Consider the following 15,240-nt stretch of genomic DNA (forward strand, 5'->3'; position numbering starts at 1 on the left):
AGCGGGCGTCATATAGCGGGCGCCCACGACTGAAGGATCGAACATGCTGATTGCTCAGCGTCCCTCTCTCACCGAAGAGGTTGTGGACGAGTACCGCTCCCGGTTCGTCATCGAGCCGCTGGAGCCGGGCTTCGGCTACACCCTCGGCAACTCCCTGCGTCGTACCCTCCTCTCCTCGATCCCCGGCGCTGCTGTCACCAGCATCCGGATCGACGGCGTGCTGCACGAGTTCACCACCGTGCCGGGCGTCAAGGAGGACGTGACCGACCTCATCCTCAACATCAAGAGCCTGGTCGTCTCCTCCGAGCACGACGAGCCGGTCGTGATGTACCTGCGCAAGCAGGGGCCCGGTCTGGTCACCGCCGCCGACATCGCCCCGCCGGCCGGTGTCGAGGTGCACAACCCGGACCTGGTCCTCGCCACCCTCAACGGCAAGGGAAAGCTGGAGATGGAGCTGACCGTCGAGCGCGGTCGCGGCTACGTCTCCGCGGTCCAGAACAAGCAGCAGGGCCAGGAGATCGGCCGGATCCCGGTCGACTCCATCTACAGCCCGGTGCTCAAGGTCACCTACAAGGTCGAGGCGACCCGTGTCGAGCAGCGCACCGACTTCGACAAGCTGATCGTCGACGTCGAGACCAAGCAGGCCATGCGCCCGCGTGACGCGATGGCCTCGGCCGGTAAGACGCTGGTCGAGCTCTTCGGGCTCGCCCGCGAGCTCAATGTCGACGCCGAGGGCATCGACATGGGCCCGTCCCCGACGGACGCCGCGCTCGCCGCGGACCTCGCGCTCCCGATCGAGGAGCTCGAGCTGACCGTCCGTTCCTACAACTGCCTCAAGCGCGAGGGCATCCACTCCGTGGGCGAGCTCGTGGCGCGCAGCGAGGCCGACCTGCTCGACATCCGCAACTTCGGTGCGAAGTCGATCGACGAGGTCAAGGCGAAGCTGGCCGGCATGGGCCTGGCCCTCAAGGACAGCCCGCCCGGATTCGACCCGACCGCCGCGGCCGACGCCTTCGGCGCGGACGACGACGACACGGGCTTCGTCGAGACCGAGCAGTACTGATGTGGTGGGGGGACGCCATCCGACACAGTCCCCCCACACCCCCCACCTGACACCGGTACCTGATACGGCCGGTGCAGAGATTGAGGAGAAACACCATGCCGAAGCCCACCAAGGGCGCCCGTCTGGGCGGCAGCGCCGCGCACCAGAAGGCGATGCTGGCGAACCTCGCCCGGTCGCTCTTCGAGCACGGCCGGATCACCACCACCGAGGCCAAGGCGCGTCGTCTGCGGCCGTATGCGGAGCGGCTGATCACCAAGGCGAAGAAGGGCGACCTGCACAACCGTCGCTTGGTGCTGCGGGACATCACCGACAAGGACACCGTGTACACGCTGTTCTCGGAGATCGCTCCGCGGTACGAGAACCGCCCGGGTGGCTACACCCGCATCACCAAGATCGGTAACCGTCGTGGCGACAACGCGCCGATGGCGGTCATCGAGCTGGTGGAGCCGCTGACCGTGGCCCAGCAGGCCACCGGTGAGGCCGAGGCCGCGACCAAGCGCGCGGTCAAGGAGCAGGAGGCCGAGCAGGCCGAGGCCGCTGAGGCGAAGGCCGACGAGGCGGCGGAAGAGGCCGTCGAGGACGCCAAGCCCGAGGCCGAGGAAGGCTGACGCTGACGCCTGCGGTGTTGTCGTGAGCGACGCACGCGAGTAGGTGGAGTGGGCGGCCGAGGAACGAGGCCGGCCGCGGAGCCTGTGAGCGGGCGGAGAAGCGAACGAAAAGGTGCAGTGACGGACCCGCACCGCCCCATCGGGCGGTGCGGGTCCGTTCGCTTGTGTATGCGGTGCGGTGCGGTGCGGTGCGGTGCGAGTGCGAGTGCGAGTGCGAGTGGAGTGAACGTGATCGAGGAAGGTCCGGCCGAGGGCCGGGTCAGGGTGCGGCTGGACCTGGCGTACGACGGCACCGACTTCTCCGGCTGGGCCCGGCAGCGCGAGCGCCGGACGGTCCAGGGCGAGCTGGAGTCGGCGATCACGACGGTGCTGCGGCTGCGCGAGCCGGTCGAGCTGACGGTGGCGGGCCGCACCGACGCCGGAGTGCACGCGCGCGGCCAGGTCGCCCACGTCGACCTGGGGCGCGAGGTGTGGGACCGGGAGTCGACGAAGCTGCTGCGCAGGCTGGCCGGGCGGCTGCCGCACGACGTCCGGGTGTGGCGGGTCTCGGAGGCCCCTGCCGGGTTCAACGCGCGCTTCTCGGCGATCTGGCGGCGCTACTCCTACCGGGTCGGCGACCACCCCGGCGGGGTGGACCCGCTGCTGCGCGGCCACGTCCTGTGGCACGACCGCCCGGTGGACGTGGACCTGATGAACGAGGCGGCCGGGCGGCTGCTCGGGGAGCACGACTTCGCCGCGTACTGCAAGAAGCGGGAGGGCGCCACGACCATCCGCAGGCTGCTCGAACTGCGCTGGGAGCGGGCGAGCGACGGTCCGTTGGCGGGGCTCGCCGTGGCGACGGTGCGGGCCGACGCCTTCTGCCACAACATGGTTCGGGCGCTGGTCGGCGCGATGTTGCTCGTGGGTGACGGGCACCGGCCGGTGGGTTTCCCGGGCGAGGTGCTCACGGGGAGGGTGCGCCACTCGGCCGTCAATGTGGTGCGGCCGCACGGCCTGACCCTGGAGGAGGTCGGCTACCCGGCCGACGAGCTGCTCGCCGAACGGGCGGCCGAGGCGCGCAACAAGCGGTCGCTGCCGGGCTGTTAGCCGCCCGCTTCGTTCTCTCCGCGCTGCACGATCCGCTGGAAGGCGAAGTCAGCGATGTCGGTGCCGGCCTGCGGCGCCTGGGTGTCACTCGAGGTGACCGCTGAGCCGTTGGTGAATCCTGCGATGGTGAAGTAGGCGTAGCGGCCCACCGAGTTGGCGCTCGTCGAGCACGCGGTGGCATGGCAGAACGACGGGACCCCGCCGCCCGCGAGCGGCTGGACGTAGCCGGTGTACTGGGCCTTGGCGTTGTCGGCAGACGACTTGCTGTTGAAGACCGCGACGCCGACGGTGACGGCGATGCCGTTGCGCGTGTACGTGGCGCGCAGCACCTTGTCGCAACCGTTGCTGTCGAGGACGCCCGCCAGGCCGCCGGCGGCGACGCCGGAGCAGCCGGTGGCCGAGTCGGTGGTGGCGCGGGTGTACTGGCGCCCGTTGATGGTCAGCTGGGTGCCGAAGAAGAGCCCGGTGGGGGTGAGCGGCGCGGTGTCCTTCTTGGGGTTGGAGAGCACCGCCAGCGGGTTGGGCGGGGGCGGGGGCGTGACATCGGAGAAGGTCGGCGTCGGCTGCGGCGGGGCGCCGGCGGCGTTCTGGCCGCCCGTCGAACCGCCGGATGCGGCCTGCTTGTTGTGGTTGTCGGAGCTGATGACTGCGGTCGCCACGATGCCGGCGATGACGGCGGTGGCCAGGACACCGCCGCCGATCATGTAGAGCTTGCGACGGCGGCTGGCGGATTCCGTGCGCTCGGCCAACGCCGACCAGTCGGGCTGGTTCTGGCCGCCGCGCGGCTGCCGGGTGCTGCCGTGTCCGAGGCCGTCGGACGGCGGAGTCCAGGCGGATCCGGAGGGTTGCTGGGGCGATCCTTGCGGGTATCCGTATCCGCCGACGTTCGGGTATCCGTATCCGCCGGGCCGTGGCTGGTTCGGCTGCTGAGGACCTTCCGTCATGGCGGGCATCCTATTCGGTCGGACAATCGCAACGTCACCCCGCAGAAAACCGCTTTGGGCGCGGAGGAAACGCGGGCGAGAATCCAGCCCATGGGACATGTCGAGGCCGCGCACCTGGAGTACTGCCTGCCGGACGGCAGGGTGCTGCTCGGCGACGTCTCGTTCCGGGTGGGGGAAGGCAGTGCCGTCGCCCTGGTGGGGGCGAACGGAGCGGGCAAGACGACGCTGCTGCGGCTGATCGCGGGGGAGCTGACGCCGGACGGCGGGAGCGTGACGGTCGGCGGCGGACTCGGGGTGATGCGCCAGTTCGTGGGGGTCCGGGGGCCATCCTGCGATGGACGCGGCGTGGGCTCCGTGCGCGACGACCGTACCGTGCGGGACCTGCTGGTCTCGGTCGCGTCGCCGCGCATCCGCGAGGCCGCGCAGGCTGTGGACACCGCCGAGCTGGAGATCATGGCGCAGGACGACGAGCCGGCGCAGCTGGCGTACGCGCAGGCGCTCAGCGATTGGGCCGAGGCGGGCGGGTACGAGGCCGAGACCGTCTGGGACATGTGCACGACGGCGGCGCTCGGCGTCCCGTACGAGCGGGCGCAGTGGCGCGAGGTGGCCACGCTCTCCGGTGGTGAGCAGAAGCGGCTGGTGCTCGAAGCGCTGCTGCGCGGCCCCGACGAGGTGCTGCTGCTCGACGAGCCGGACAACTATCTCGACGTGCCGGGCAAGCGGTGGCTGGAGGAGCAGCTGCGGGCCACGCCCAAAACGGTGCTCTTCGTCAGCCACGACCGCGAGCTGCTGGCGAGGGCCGCCGACCGCATCATCAGCGTGGAGCCGGGGCCCGGTGGCAGCGATGTGTGGGTGCACGGGGGCGGCTTCGCCACATACCACCAGGCGCGCAAGGAGCGGTTCGCGCGCTTCGAGGAGCTGCGCAGGCGATGGGACGAGGAGCATGCGAAGCTCAAGCAGTTGGTGGTGAGCTACCGCCAGAAGGCTGCGTACAACTCGGACATGGCCTCCCGGCTGCAGTCGGCGGTGACCCGGCTGCGGAGGTTCGAGGAGGCGGGTCCGCCGCAGGAGCCGCCGCGCGAGCAGGACATCCGGATGCGGCTGCGCGGCGGCCGTACCGGGGTGCGGGCGTTGACCTGCGAGGGGCTTGAGCTCACCGGTCTGATGAAACCTTTCGACCTGGAGGTCTTCTTCGGCGAGCGGGTGGCCGTGCTGGGGTCGAACGGCTCCGGCAAGTCGCACTTCCTGCGGCTGCTCGCGGGCGGGGACGTGGCGCACACGGGGATGTGGAAGCTGGGCGCGAGGGTCGTCCCCGGGTACTTCGCCCAGACCCTCCCCCTGCCTTCGGCGGGTGGTACCCCCTCCCTGCCTTCGGCGGGTGGTGCCCCCTCCCTGCCTGCGGCGGGTGGTGCCCCCTCCCTGCCTGCGGCGGGTGGTAACCCCTGCCCGCCTTCGGCGGGTGGTACCTCTTCACACCCCGAGCTCCTCGGCCGCACCCTCGTCGACATCCTCTGGACGGAGCACGCACGCGACCGCGGCAAGGCGATGAGCGCGCTGCGCCGCTACGAGCTGCAGCGCCAGGGCGATCAGCGCTTCGAGAACCTCTCCGGCGGCCAGCAGGCACGCTTCATGATCCTTCTGCTGGAGCTGGCCGGGGCGACGGCGCTGCTGCTCGACGAGCCGACCGACAACCTCGACCTGGAGAGCGCGGACGCCCTGCAGGCGGGGCTCGAAGCCTTCGAGGGCACGGTGCTCGCCGTGACGCATGATCGCTGGTTCGCGCGCTCCTTCGACCGTTTCTTGATCTTCGGCGCGGACGGACGGGTCCGGGAGGCGCCGGAGCCGGTGTGGGAGGAGCCGCGGGTCGAGCGCCATCGCTGAACGGTGGGCGGGGCGCGTTTTGACCGGTGAGGGGCGGGGCGGGTATTCTGCCAGTTCGTTATGCGTATTGGCTTGCTCGTTCTCACGTGAGAGGCCGTTACGCCGGTCCACCGGGCCGATGACCAGCGGCAGCCACGGTTTGCGTCACCGTGTGCTGCCTAGGCTGTCGTGATCGTCCGGGTGGCCTTGTCAGGACCCACTCACTGAAGAAGCGAAGGCTACGACCGTGCGTACGTACAGCCCCAAGCCCGGCGATGTCCAGCGCCAGTGGCACGTCATCGACGCGCAGGACGTTGTCCTGGGCCGTCTGGCCTCCCAGGCCGCGTCCCTTCTCCGGGGCAAGCACAAGCCGGTGTACGCGCCCCACGTCGACACCGGTGACTTCGTCATCATCGTCAACGCCGACAAGGTGCACCTGTCCGGCAACAAGCGGACCCAGAAGATGGCCTACCGCCACTCCGGCTACCCGGGTGGTCTGAAGTCCGTCCGCTACGACGAGCTGCTGGAGAAGAACCCCGCCAAGGCCGTCGAGAAGGCCGTCAAGGGCATGCTCCCGAAGAACACCCTGGGCCGTCAGATGCTCTCGAAGCTGAAGGTCTACGCGGGCCCCGAGCACCCGCACGCTGCACAGCAGCCTGTTCCGTTCGAGATCAGCCAGGTCGCGCAGTAGTCCGGCCACCAGCCAGTACAGAAGCATCGAGGAGAATCGTGGCTGAGACCACCGCCGAGGCCCCGCTCGGGGCCGACGAGCCCACTGAGATCGTGGAGAACATCGAGATCCCGGAGGAGTACACCTCCGAGTCCCTGGCGTCCCGGTTCGGCGAGCCGCAGCCGGCTGCCGGCACCGGCCGCCGCAAGGAGTCCGTCGCCCGCGTGCGCATCGTCCCGGGCAGCGGCAAGTGGAAGATCAACGGTCGCACCCTGGAGAACTACTTCCCCAACAAGGTGCACCAGCAGGCCGTCAACGAGCCGTTCAAGGTTCTCGAGCTCGACGGCCGCTACGACGTCGTCGCCCGCATCAGCGGCGGCGGCATCTCCGGCCAGGCCGGTGCGCTGCGCCTGGGCGTCGCCCGTGCGCTGAACGAGGCGGACGTGGACAACAACCGCGGCCCGCTGAAGAAGGCCGGCTTCCTGACCCGTGACGCCCGCGCCACCGAGCGCAAGAAGGCGGGTCTGAAGAAGGCCCGCAAGGCGCCGCAGTACAGCAAGCGCTGATCCCGCTTCGGTGAACCGCCCCGGAGGCACTCTGTGCGCCTCCGGGGCGTTCGCTTACCGGGGCGCCGCTGAAGTGGGTATAGCGCGGATATCGGGGGTTTGACGGTGGACTGGACCGGGGCGTAAGCCACGCACTCTCGGAGGAAACACAGTGGGACGACTCTTCGGCACGGACGGTGTGCGCGGCGTCGCCAATGCCGACCTGACTGCCGAGCTCGCGCTCGGCCTGTCGGTCGCGGCGGCGCACGTGCTGGCGGAGGCCGGCACGTTTGAGGGTCACCGGCCGGTGGCCGTCGTCGGGCGTGATCCGCGCGCGTCGGGAGAGTTCCTCGAAGCGGCCGTCGTGGCCGGCCTCGCCAGCTCGGGCGTGGACGTCCTGCGGGTCGGTGTGCTGCCCACCCCGGCGGTGGCGTATCTCACCGGCGCGCTGGGCGCCGACCTCGGGGTGATGCTCTCCGCCAGCCACAACCCGATGCCGGACAACGGGGTGAAGTTCATCGCCCGCGGCGGGCACAAGCTGGACGACGAGCTCGAGGACCGGATCGAGGAGACGTACCGCGCGCACGCCGCCGGGGAGCCCTGGGAGCGGCCGACCGGTGCGGGCGTCGGCCGGGTACGCGACTACGGCGAGGGCTTCGACACCTACGTCAACCACCTGATCGGTGTACTCCCCAACCGCCTCGACGGGCTGAAGATCGTCTTCGACGGTGCGCACGGCGCCGCCTCGCTCGTCGCGCCCGAGGCGTTCGCCCGCGCGGGCGCCGAGGTCACCACGATCGGCACCGAGCCCGACGGCCTCAACATCAACGACGGCTACGGCTCCACCCACCTCGGCCGGCTCAAGGCCACCGTCGTCGAGCGCGGCGCCGACTTCGGCATCGCGGTCGACGGCGACGCGGACCGCTGCCTCGCCGTCGACGCCTCCGGCGAGGAGGTCGACGGCGACCAGATCATGGCCGTGCTCGCCCTCGCCCTGCGCGAGACGGGTGCACTGCGCAAGGACACCGTCGTCGGCACGGTCATGTCCAACCTCGGCTTCAAGCTCGCCATGGAGCGCGAGGGCATCGAGCTGATCCAGACGGCGGTCGGCGACCGCTATGTCCTGGAGGCGATGAAGGACGGCGGCTTCGCACTCGGCGGCGAGCAGTCCGGCCACGTGATCATCCTCGACCACGCCACCACCGGCGACGGCACCCTCACCGGCCTGATGCTCGCCGCGCGCGTCGCCGCCACCGGACGTACGCTCGCCGAGCTGGCCGGCGTGATGGAACGGCTGCCGCAGGTGCTCGTCAACGTCCCCGACGTCGACAAGACGCGCGTCGCCTCCACGCCCGAGCTGACCGCGGCGGTCGCCGAGGCCGAGCGCGAGCTGGGCACGACAGGACGGGTGCTGCTGCGCCCCTCCGGAACCGAGCCGCTGGTGCGCGTGATGGTCGAGGCGGCCGACATCGACCACGCACGCGCGGTCGCAGGACGCCTCGCGGATGTGGTGAAATCGACGCTCGGCTGAGTGCGTTGACCGAGGGCACGCACGCGGGCACCCCGCGGGTGCCCCACGATCCAGGGGGATGATCCAGTTCATGACAGATGGACCACAGCCCGGCCCGGGTGGCTTCGGCGCGCCCGAGCCCGGGTACGGCGGAGTCCAGGGCTACGGCTACCCGGCTCCGGCCTACGGGCCGCCGATCCAGCCACCGGCGATGCCCCCCGCGCCCGCCTACGGCTACCCGCCGCAGGCCGCCCCCGCCGGTGCTCCCGCACCTGGGACACCGCTGGTCAGCATCGGTGATATCAGCGTGCTCAGCGATTCGATCATGACCCCGGCCGGTGCCCTGCCGCTCAGGGGAGCGGTCTGGACCGTTACCGACATGTCGCGGACCGAGGAGAAGATCCCACCGGTCGCGATCGTCCTGGCGATCCTCTTCTTCGTCTTCTGCCTGCTCGGCCTGCTCTTCCTGCTGATGAAGCAGAAGGTGACCACCGGTCACGTGCAGGTGAACGTCAACAGCGGGGGGCGATTCCACTCGACGATGATCCCGGTCAGCTCCCCGCAGGCCGTCGCCGACATCATGGGGCGCGTCAACTACGCCCGCTCCGTTTCGATGTGATCGTCCCGACCCATCAGAGCTTGCGCAAGGAGAGCCGCTGCACCTTGTGGTCGCCGCCCTTGCGCAGCACCAGCGTCGCACGCCCGCGCGTCGGCGCCACGTTCTGCTCGAGATTCGGTCTGTTGATGGTGCGCCAGAGCATGCGGGCGTAGTCCAGCGCCTCCTCCTCCGACACCTGCGTGTACTTGCGGAAGTAGGAGAAGGGGTTCTGGAAGGCGGTCTGACGCAGCATCCGGAACCGGGACAGATACCACTGCTCGATGTCCTCGGTGCGTGCGTCGACGTAGACGCTGAAGTCGAAGTAGTCGGCGAGGCCGACGCGGGTGCGGCCGTCCTTGCCCGGCAGCGCGGGCTGCAGCACGTTGAGCCCCTCGACGATGAGGATGTCCGGGCGGCGTACGACCAGTTGCTCGCCGGGCACGATGTCGTAGATCAGATGCGAGTACACCGGCGCGCGGACCTCCTCCTTCCCGGCCTTCACGTCGGCGACGAAGCGGGTGAGGGCGCGCCGGTCGTACGACTCGGGGAAGCCCTTGCGGGACATCAGCTCCCGCCGGTGCAACTCGGCGTTGGGGAAGAGGAATCCGTCGGTCGTCACCAGTTCGACCCGAGGGTGCTCGGGCCAGCGCGCGAGAAGTGCCTTGAGTATGCGGGCCGTTGTGGACTTGCCCACCGCGACGCTGCCCGCCACGCCGATGACGAAGGGCGTGCCGGCCTGGCCGCCCTCCTCGCCGAGGAAGGTGTTGAGTGCGCCGCGCAGACTGCCCGTCGCGGCGACGTAGAGATTGAGCAGCCGGGAGAGCGGCAGGTAGATCTCGCGGACCTCGTCCAGGTCGATCCGGTCGCCGAGCCCGCGCAGCCGCTCGACCTCCTCGGCGGTGAGCGGCAGCGGGGTCCGCTCGCGCAGGGCGCTCCACTCGGCGCGGGTCAGGTCCACGTACGGGGTCGGCTCTGCGCGGCGGCGCTGCTGCTCCTTCAGTGATGGCACGCGCTCAATTGTGGCCCCGGGCCCGCTACGCCCCCTGCTCGGGGTGCACCGAGTGCCACACCTCGGGGATGCGCTCGGCGAGTTCGTGGGAGCCGAAGGGCACGTCGGCGTAGCGGCCCGCGAGCCCGTGCAGGTAGGCGCCGACGGACGCGGCATCCCGTGCCGTGAGCCCTGCGGCGAGCAGCGAGCCCGTCAGACCGGAAAGCACATCGCCGCTGCCCGCGGTCGACAGCCACGCCGTGCCCGTCGGATTGACCCGCACGGGATGGCCCTGCTCCGCCACCAGTGTCGTCGACCCCTTCAGCAGCACGGTGGCCGCGAACTCCTCGGCGAGCCGCCGCACGTGGGCCAGGCGGGCCGTCTCGACGTCCTCACGGGCGGCTTCGAGCAGCGCGGCGGCCTCGCCCGCGTGCGGGGTGAGCACGGTGGGCGCCGTGCGCTCGCGGATGGCACGGCGGTCCGCGAGGCGCAGGCCGTCCGCGTCCACCAGCACCGGCACGTCCGAGGCGAGCACCTCCGCGACGGCCTGGCGCCCGCGCGCGTCGTCCCCGAGCCCCGGCCCGACCACCCACGCCTGCACGCGTCCCGCCTTCGACGGCGGACCCGCCGAGACCAGCGTCTCCGGGTAGCGCGCGATCACGGCGTCGGCCGCGGGCCCGACATACCGTACGGCGCCCGCGCCCCCGCGCAGCGCCCCGCCGACCGCGAGCACGGCCGCGCCAGGGTAGCGCTCGGACCCGGCGACGACGCCGACGACGCCGCGCCGGTACTTGTCGCTCTCGCCGACGGGCGTAGGCAGCAACGCCGCCACGTCCGCGTGCTGCAACGCCTCCAGCTCGGGGTCGGGCAGGTACGGGCCGAGGCCGATGTCGATCAGGCGCAGCGCGCCGGTGTGCTCCGCGGCCGGGTCGATCAGCTGGCACGGCTTGTATGTGCCGAAGGTGATCGTCGCGTCGGCCCGCACGGCGTCGCCGTGCACCTCGCCCGTGCTCGCGTCGACGCCGCTGGGCAGATCGACGGCGACGACGGCCACGCGTGCCTCGTACGCGGCGCGGGCGAGGCCCGCGGCCTCCGGGCGGAGCCCGCCCTTGCCGCCGATGCCCACGATCCCGTCAAGGACGAGGTCCGCGCGGGCGATCAGCGGGGGCGCGTCCGCGGGGGTGACGGTACGGCCGCCTGCGCGGCGGAACGCGGCGAGACCGCCGGGGTGGGTCTTTTCGGGCGCGAGCAGGACGGCGGTCGCTCCTGCGCCGCGGCGGGCGAGGCGGGCGGTGGCGTAGAGGGTGTCGCCCCCGTTGTCTCCGCTGCCGACGAGGGCGACGACGCGGGATCCGTAGATCCCGCGCCTGCGCCCGGTGCGCCCGAGCAGGTCCGCGCATGCGGCGGCGAGGCCGGCTGCGGCGCGTTGCATCAGCGTGCCGGGCGGAACACGCGTCATGAGTGTGTGTTCCGCTTTTCGGACGGTTTCAACGGTGTACGCGTGGCGCATGTGCGTGATTTTCTCACCGGCGGTGACGCTCCGCGGGTGCGTTTCGGTTGGCGTGGGGGTGTTTTCCCCGCCGCCCGCCCGTTTGCCGTGATCACCCGGGTCACGTGCGCCTTGGCGCCGGTGGCGTGACTGGCCTGGTCACGTGTCTGAGGTCACGTGCCCGGGCTCACGTGGGCCTCGGCACCGCTGGCGTGATTGGTCTGGTCGCGTGTCTGGGGTCGCGTTGCGCCGTGGCGTTGTTGGGGGGTCGGTGCCGCTGTGGGGTGCCTCCTGGGCGCTCGAACGTCAGGTGGCCTGTTTGTGTGCCGCGCGGTTGTTCTCGTCGCCTGCGGGGGCACCCCTGCGCGTCCCCTCTTTTGCCGTCGGGCGGCTGCGGGCCGGTGGTCCTTTCTGCTGACACCTCTGTGAGCGGGGGCCGCAAAGGATGAACCCGAACCCTCTCGTGCTGTCGGGTGGCAGGCGCGGAGCCGGCCTGGGAGGGGGTGCGCAGGGGTGTCCCCGCAGGCGACGAGAACGATTCCACGGTCAGTGTGCGTACGAGGTGACGTTCGAGCGCCGAGGAGACACCCCACAGCGGCCCCGACTCCACCCACCCACGCAGCGCCCACGTGACCCACCTAGTCACGGCAACGGGCGGGCGGCGGGGAAAACACCTACGCAAGCCGCAATGGCAGGAAACACGACCCCCAAGGCCCAGCGCCCAGCGCAGCGTCACGCAACCGCGGGCGGGAGGGGAAAACACCCGCCGCCGGAGTCACGCGCCGCGACCTGCACAATGGGGCGCATGGCCATAACCGTGGGGTTCGACCTCGACATGACCCTCATCGACTCCCGCCCCGGCATCAAGGCCGCCTACGACCAGCTGTCCCGGTTGACCGGCGTCTTCATCGACTCGGATCTTGCGATCACCCGCCTCGGCCCCCCGCTCGACGAGGAGCTCGCCTACTGGTTCCCGGCCGAGGACGTTCCCCGCGTAGCGGACGTGTACCGGGAGCTGTACATCAATCACGCCATCGAGCCGACCCCCGCCATGCCCGGTGCGCGGGAGGCCATTGCCGCGGTACAGGCGGCCGGCGGGCAGGCCATCGTCGTCACGGCCAAGCACGAGCCGAATGCGCGGCTGCACCTGAAGCACCTGCGTATCGAGCCGGACGCGGTGATCGGCTGGCTGTGGGCGGAGGCGAAGGCCGAGGCCCTGCGGGAGCACGGTGCGGCGGTGTACGTCGGCGACCACATAGGGGACGTCCGTGGCGCCCGTACCGCTGGGGCGCTCTCCGTCGCCGTGGCCACGGGGCCGTGTGACGCGGATGAGCTGCGCGCCGCCGGAGCCGATGTCGTGCTCGGCGGCCTCGGCGAGTTCCCCTCGTGGTTCGCCGGCTACGTCGCGGATGACGAGGCGAGTGCCTCCTGTGCCTGACGCGCCTCACGACGCTGGGCGAGCGCGGAGCGCAGCAGTCCGCCGAGCGCCAGGGCGAAGCCGACGCCCATGAGCATGCAGACGAAGTAGGCGACGGTCGGCAGCGGGTGCGAGCCGATGAACAGGGGGGTGATGGTGGCGAGCGTCGCCACCGCCCCGATCACGAACAAGATCGCGCCAATTCGTACGAGCAGGTCGCCCGGCTTGCGGGCGGAGGTTCCTGGGGCCGTCCGGCGGGGAAGGGGTGAGGTAGTCACCCGACAAGGGTAGGCCGGGCAGGTACGCGGGTCGGAGCGGCGGCAGGATGGGGCGGCAGCGTCTTGTCACGGGCGTCCGGACCATTAGCCTGGTGGGAGGCGGGTCTGAAGGAGGCCCGCTGCACTGCTATCCGGGCTGAACGGGGCGTCCGCGCATGCCTGTATGCGGTGGATTCGGTGGTTTTTCATAGAACGAGGACGAGGTCGGACGTGCCAACCGGCAAGGTCAAGTGGTTCAACAGCGAGAAGGGCTTCGGCTTTCTCTCCCGCGACGACGGCGGTGACGTCTTCGTTCACTCGTCGGTGCTGCCCGCCGGGGTGGACTCACTCAAGCCGGGACAGCGTGTGGAGTTCGGCGTTGTCGCGGGCCAGCGCGGCGATCAGGCGCTGTCCGTGGTGGTTCTCGACCCGGCGCCGTCGGTTGCGGCCGCGCAGCGCCGCAAGCCGGATGAATTGCTGCCGATCGTCCAGGACGTGACCACGCTGCTGGAAGAGGTGGCCCGCTCGCTGCAGCGCGGCCGCTATCCGGAGAAGGCGCACGGCCGCAAGATCGCGGGCGTGCTCCGTGCGGTCGCCGACCAGCTGGACGTCTAGCGCTTCAGGAGTTCACGCTCAGGAGATCACGGGAAATTCAGCGCATCCGGGCCGAGGGGCGGCACCAGCCCCTCGGCCGCCGCGCGCGTGAGCAGCCCGCGTACGGCGGCGTAGCCGTCCTCGCCGAGAGCGTCGGTGAACTCGTTGACGTACAGGCCGATGTGCTGGTCCGCCACGGCGGGGTTCATCTCCTGTGCGTGCGTCAGCACGTACTCACGGGATGCGGCCGGGTCGTCCCAGGCCATCCGTACCGAGGCGCGCGCCGCGTCGGCCAGTCGGCGCAGCACCGGCTCGCCGAGCGACCGCTTGGCGATGATGGCGCCCAGCGGAATCGGCAGCCCGGTGGTCTGCTCCCAGTGCTCGCCCATGTCGGCGAGGCAGGTCAGCCCGTACTCCTGATAGGTGAACCGGGCCTCGTGGATGACGAGTCCCGCGTCCACCCGGCCGTCGCGCACGGCGGGCATGATCTCGTGGAAGGGCATGATCTCGACCGCGCCGACGCCGCCCGGCACCTCCGCGGCCGCCCACAGCCGGAAGAGCAGGTAGGCCGTCGAGCGCTCGCTGGGCACGGCGACGGTCCGGCCGGCGAGCCCGGCCGCCGTACCCCCGTCACGGGTGAGCACCAGCGGTCCGCAGCCGCGGCCGAGTGCTCCGCCGCACGGCAGCAGCGTGTACTCGTCGAGCACCCACGGCAGCACGGCGTACGAGACCTTGAGGATCTCCAGCTCGCCGCGCTCGGCCATGCCGTTGGTGATGTCGATGTCGGCGAAGGTCACATCGAGTGCGGGCGCGCCGGGCACCAGGCCGTGCGCCCAGGCGTGGAAGACGAACGTGTCGTTGGGGCACGGCGAGTACGCGATGCGCAGCGCGTTGCTCAAGGCGCGGCCTCCTGTTCCAGTGCGGGCGTGAGCTTGCCGAACGCGTCGGTGAGCGCCGTGAGCGCGTCGCCGATCCGCCAGGAGGCGCGGTCGCGTGGGCCCACCGGGTTGGAGATCGCACGGATCTCGAGGACGGGCAGCCGGTGGGCGGCGGCGGCCTCCGCGACGCCGAATCCCTCCATCGCCTCGGCGAGCACGGACGGGTGACGGGCCGCCAGTTCGGCGGCGCGACCGGCGGTGCCGGTCATCGTGGAGAGGGTGAGGACCGTCCCGTACCCGGCGCCGAGCGCGTCGGCGACGGCGCGGGAGAGCGCGGCGGGCGGCAGGTGCCGGGAGGTGCCGAAGCCGAGGTCGGCAACGGGGATGAAGCCGTCGGGTGATTCGGAGCCGAGGTCGGCGGCGATGATCGCGTCCGCGACGACGACGGAGCCGACGCGCGCCGCGGGGGCGAACCCGCCGGCGATCCCGGCGCAGATGACGATGTCGTACGGTGCGTGGGCGAGCGCGGCGGCGGTTCCCGCGGCGGCGGCGCCCGGCCCGACCCCGGCGGCGAGCACGTCGGCGACGACTCCGGCGCCCTGGACGCTCGCCGCACTGCGGCCTCCGGGCAGCAGGTGCTCCTGCACGTCGCGCGCGCCGCGCAGGCCCCGGACCGCGGCATCGCGCTCGCCCGCCACCGCGGTCACCACCAGCAGCCGCATCGGCTCGCCGT

The 15,240-nt window shown here is 71.2% G+C and carries 16 protein-coding genes; 10 read left to right on the forward strand and 6 right to left on the reverse strand.

All coding sequences use genetic code 11. The features are described 5' to 3' along the window. Positions 1-43 precede the first annotated feature (43 nt). The 3 genes from NGB36_RS12560 (at position 44) to truA (ending at position 2,757) form a co-directional block, all read left to right on the forward strand. The gene (locus NGB36_RS12560) at positions 44-1,063 is read left to right on the forward strand and encodes a DNA-directed RNA polymerase subunit alpha (protein ID WP_255920287.1); all 1,020 of its coding nucleotides are present in this window, start codon (positions 44-46) and stop codon (positions 1,061-1,063) included. Between the two features lie 95 nt (positions 1,064-1,158). After that, a complete protein-coding gene (gene rplQ / locus NGB36_RS12565) occupies positions 1,159-1,671 on the forward strand; it encodes a 50S ribosomal protein L17 (RefSeq protein ID WP_255920288.1) in 513 nt (170 codons plus the stop codon). Positions 1,672-1,902: 231 nt separating this feature from the next. Beyond that, positions 1,903-2,757 carry a tRNA pseudouridine(38-40) synthase TruA gene (gene truA, locus NGB36_RS12570; RefSeq protein WP_372509421.1) on the forward strand — a complete coding sequence of 285 codons (855 nt, stop codon included), beginning with the start codon at positions 1,903-1,905 and terminating at the stop codon, positions 2,755-2,757. On the opposite strand, the gene NGB36_RS12575 is transcribed toward truA, so the two are convergent. Further along, positions 2,754-3,701, reverse strand: coding sequence for a hypothetical protein (locus NGB36_RS12575; protein WP_255920290.1), 948 nt, complete (start codon positions 3,699-3,701; stop codon positions 2,754-2,756). The two genes, truA and NGB36_RS12575, sit on opposite strands and share 4 nt — an antisense overlap. A 90-nt stretch (positions 3,702-3,791) precedes the next feature. On the opposite strand from NGB36_RS12575, the gene NGB36_RS12580 reads away from it, so the two are divergent. From NGB36_RS12580 to NGB36_RS12600, 5 genes are all read left to right on the forward strand, one after another. After that, a complete protein-coding gene (locus NGB36_RS12580) occupies positions 3,792-5,582 on the forward strand; it encodes an ABC-F family ATP-binding cassette domain-containing protein (RefSeq protein WP_255920291.1) in 1,791 nt (596 codons plus the stop codon). A 226-nt stretch (positions 5,583-5,808) separates the two neighbouring features. Beyond that, positions 5,809-6,252 (forward strand): 50S ribosomal protein L13, encoded by a 444-nt coding sequence (rplM, locus tag NGB36_RS12585; RefSeq protein WP_255920292.1) that lies wholly within the window; start codon positions 5,809-5,811, stop codon positions 6,250-6,252. A gap of 89 nt (positions 6,253-6,341) precedes the next feature. After that, a complete protein-coding gene (gene rpsI, locus NGB36_RS12590; RefSeq protein WP_372509422.1) occupies positions 6,342-6,797 on the forward strand; it encodes a 30S ribosomal protein S9 in 456 nt (151 codons plus the stop codon). Between the two features lie 151 nt (positions 6,798-6,948). Then, complete coding sequence (gene glmM / locus NGB36_RS12595) at positions 6,949-8,307, forward strand: phosphoglucosamine mutase (RefSeq protein ID WP_255920294.1); 1,359 nt, start codon at positions 6,949-6,951, stop codon at positions 8,305-8,307. Positions 8,308-8,377: 70 nt separating this feature from the next. After that, positions 8,378-8,905, forward strand: a complete 528-nt coding sequence (locus NGB36_RS12600; RefSeq protein WP_255920295.1) for a hypothetical protein — start codon at positions 8,378-8,380, stop codon at positions 8,903-8,905. A 13-nt stretch (positions 8,906-8,918) separates the two neighbouring features. On the opposite strand, the gene coaA is transcribed toward NGB36_RS12600, so the two are convergent. Both coaA and NGB36_RS12610 read right to left on the reverse strand, forming a co-directional pair. Next, on the reverse strand, positions 8,919-9,884 hold the full coding sequence (gene coaA / locus NGB36_RS12605; RefSeq protein ID WP_255920330.1) for a type I pantothenate kinase: 966 nt from the start codon (positions 9,882-9,884) through the stop codon (positions 8,919-8,921). Positions 9,885-9,918: 34 nt separating this feature from the next. After that, complete coding sequence (locus NGB36_RS12610) at positions 9,919-11,382, reverse strand: NAD(P)H-hydrate dehydratase (RefSeq protein ID WP_255920296.1); 1,464 nt, start codon at positions 11,380-11,382, stop codon at positions 9,919-9,921. Positions 11,383-12,166: 784 nt separating this feature from the next. Between NGB36_RS12610 and NGB36_RS12615 the strand changes: the two genes are divergently transcribed. Beyond that, positions 12,167-12,799 carry an HAD family hydrolase gene (locus NGB36_RS12615; RefSeq protein WP_372509418.1) on the forward strand — a complete coding sequence of 211 codons (633 nt, stop codon included), beginning with the start codon at positions 12,167-12,169 and terminating at the stop codon, positions 12,797-12,799. Here the strand turns inward: NGB36_RS12615 and NGB36_RS12620 are convergent. Continuing rightward, the gene (locus NGB36_RS12620; protein ID WP_255920298.1) at positions 12,760-13,056 is read right to left on the reverse strand and encodes a hypothetical protein; all 297 of its coding nucleotides are present in this window, start codon (positions 13,054-13,056) and stop codon (positions 12,760-12,762) included. The genes NGB36_RS12615 and NGB36_RS12620 overlap by 40 nt on opposite strands. A 210-nt stretch (positions 13,057-13,266) precedes the next feature. On the opposite strand from NGB36_RS12620, the gene NGB36_RS33140 reads away from it, so the two are divergent. Continuing rightward, entirely contained in the window at positions 13,267-13,650 is a 384-nt protein-coding gene (locus NGB36_RS33140; protein ID WP_308288841.1) for a cold-shock protein, read from the forward strand. Positions 13,651-13,676: 26 nt separating this feature from the next. Here NGB36_RS33140 and NGB36_RS12630 read toward each other — a convergent pair whose 3' ends face one another. After that, positions 13,677-14,528, reverse strand: a complete 852-nt coding sequence (locus NGB36_RS12630) for a 1,4-dihydroxy-6-naphtoate synthase (protein WP_255920299.1) — start codon at positions 14,526-14,528, stop codon at positions 13,677-13,679. Next, complete coding sequence (locus NGB36_RS12635) at positions 14,525-15,229, reverse strand: futalosine hydrolase (RefSeq protein ID WP_255920331.1); 705 nt, start codon at positions 15,227-15,229, stop codon at positions 14,525-14,527. The genes NGB36_RS12630 and NGB36_RS12635 overlap by 4 nt, the downstream gene beginning before the upstream one ends. Between the last annotated feature and the right edge of the window lie 11 nt (positions 15,230-15,240).

Origin of the sequence: Streptomyces humicola, assembly GCF_024436035.1 — a bacterium.
GTDB lineage: Bacteria > Actinomycetota > Actinomycetes > Streptomycetales > Streptomycetaceae > Streptantibioticus_B > Streptantibioticus_B humicola.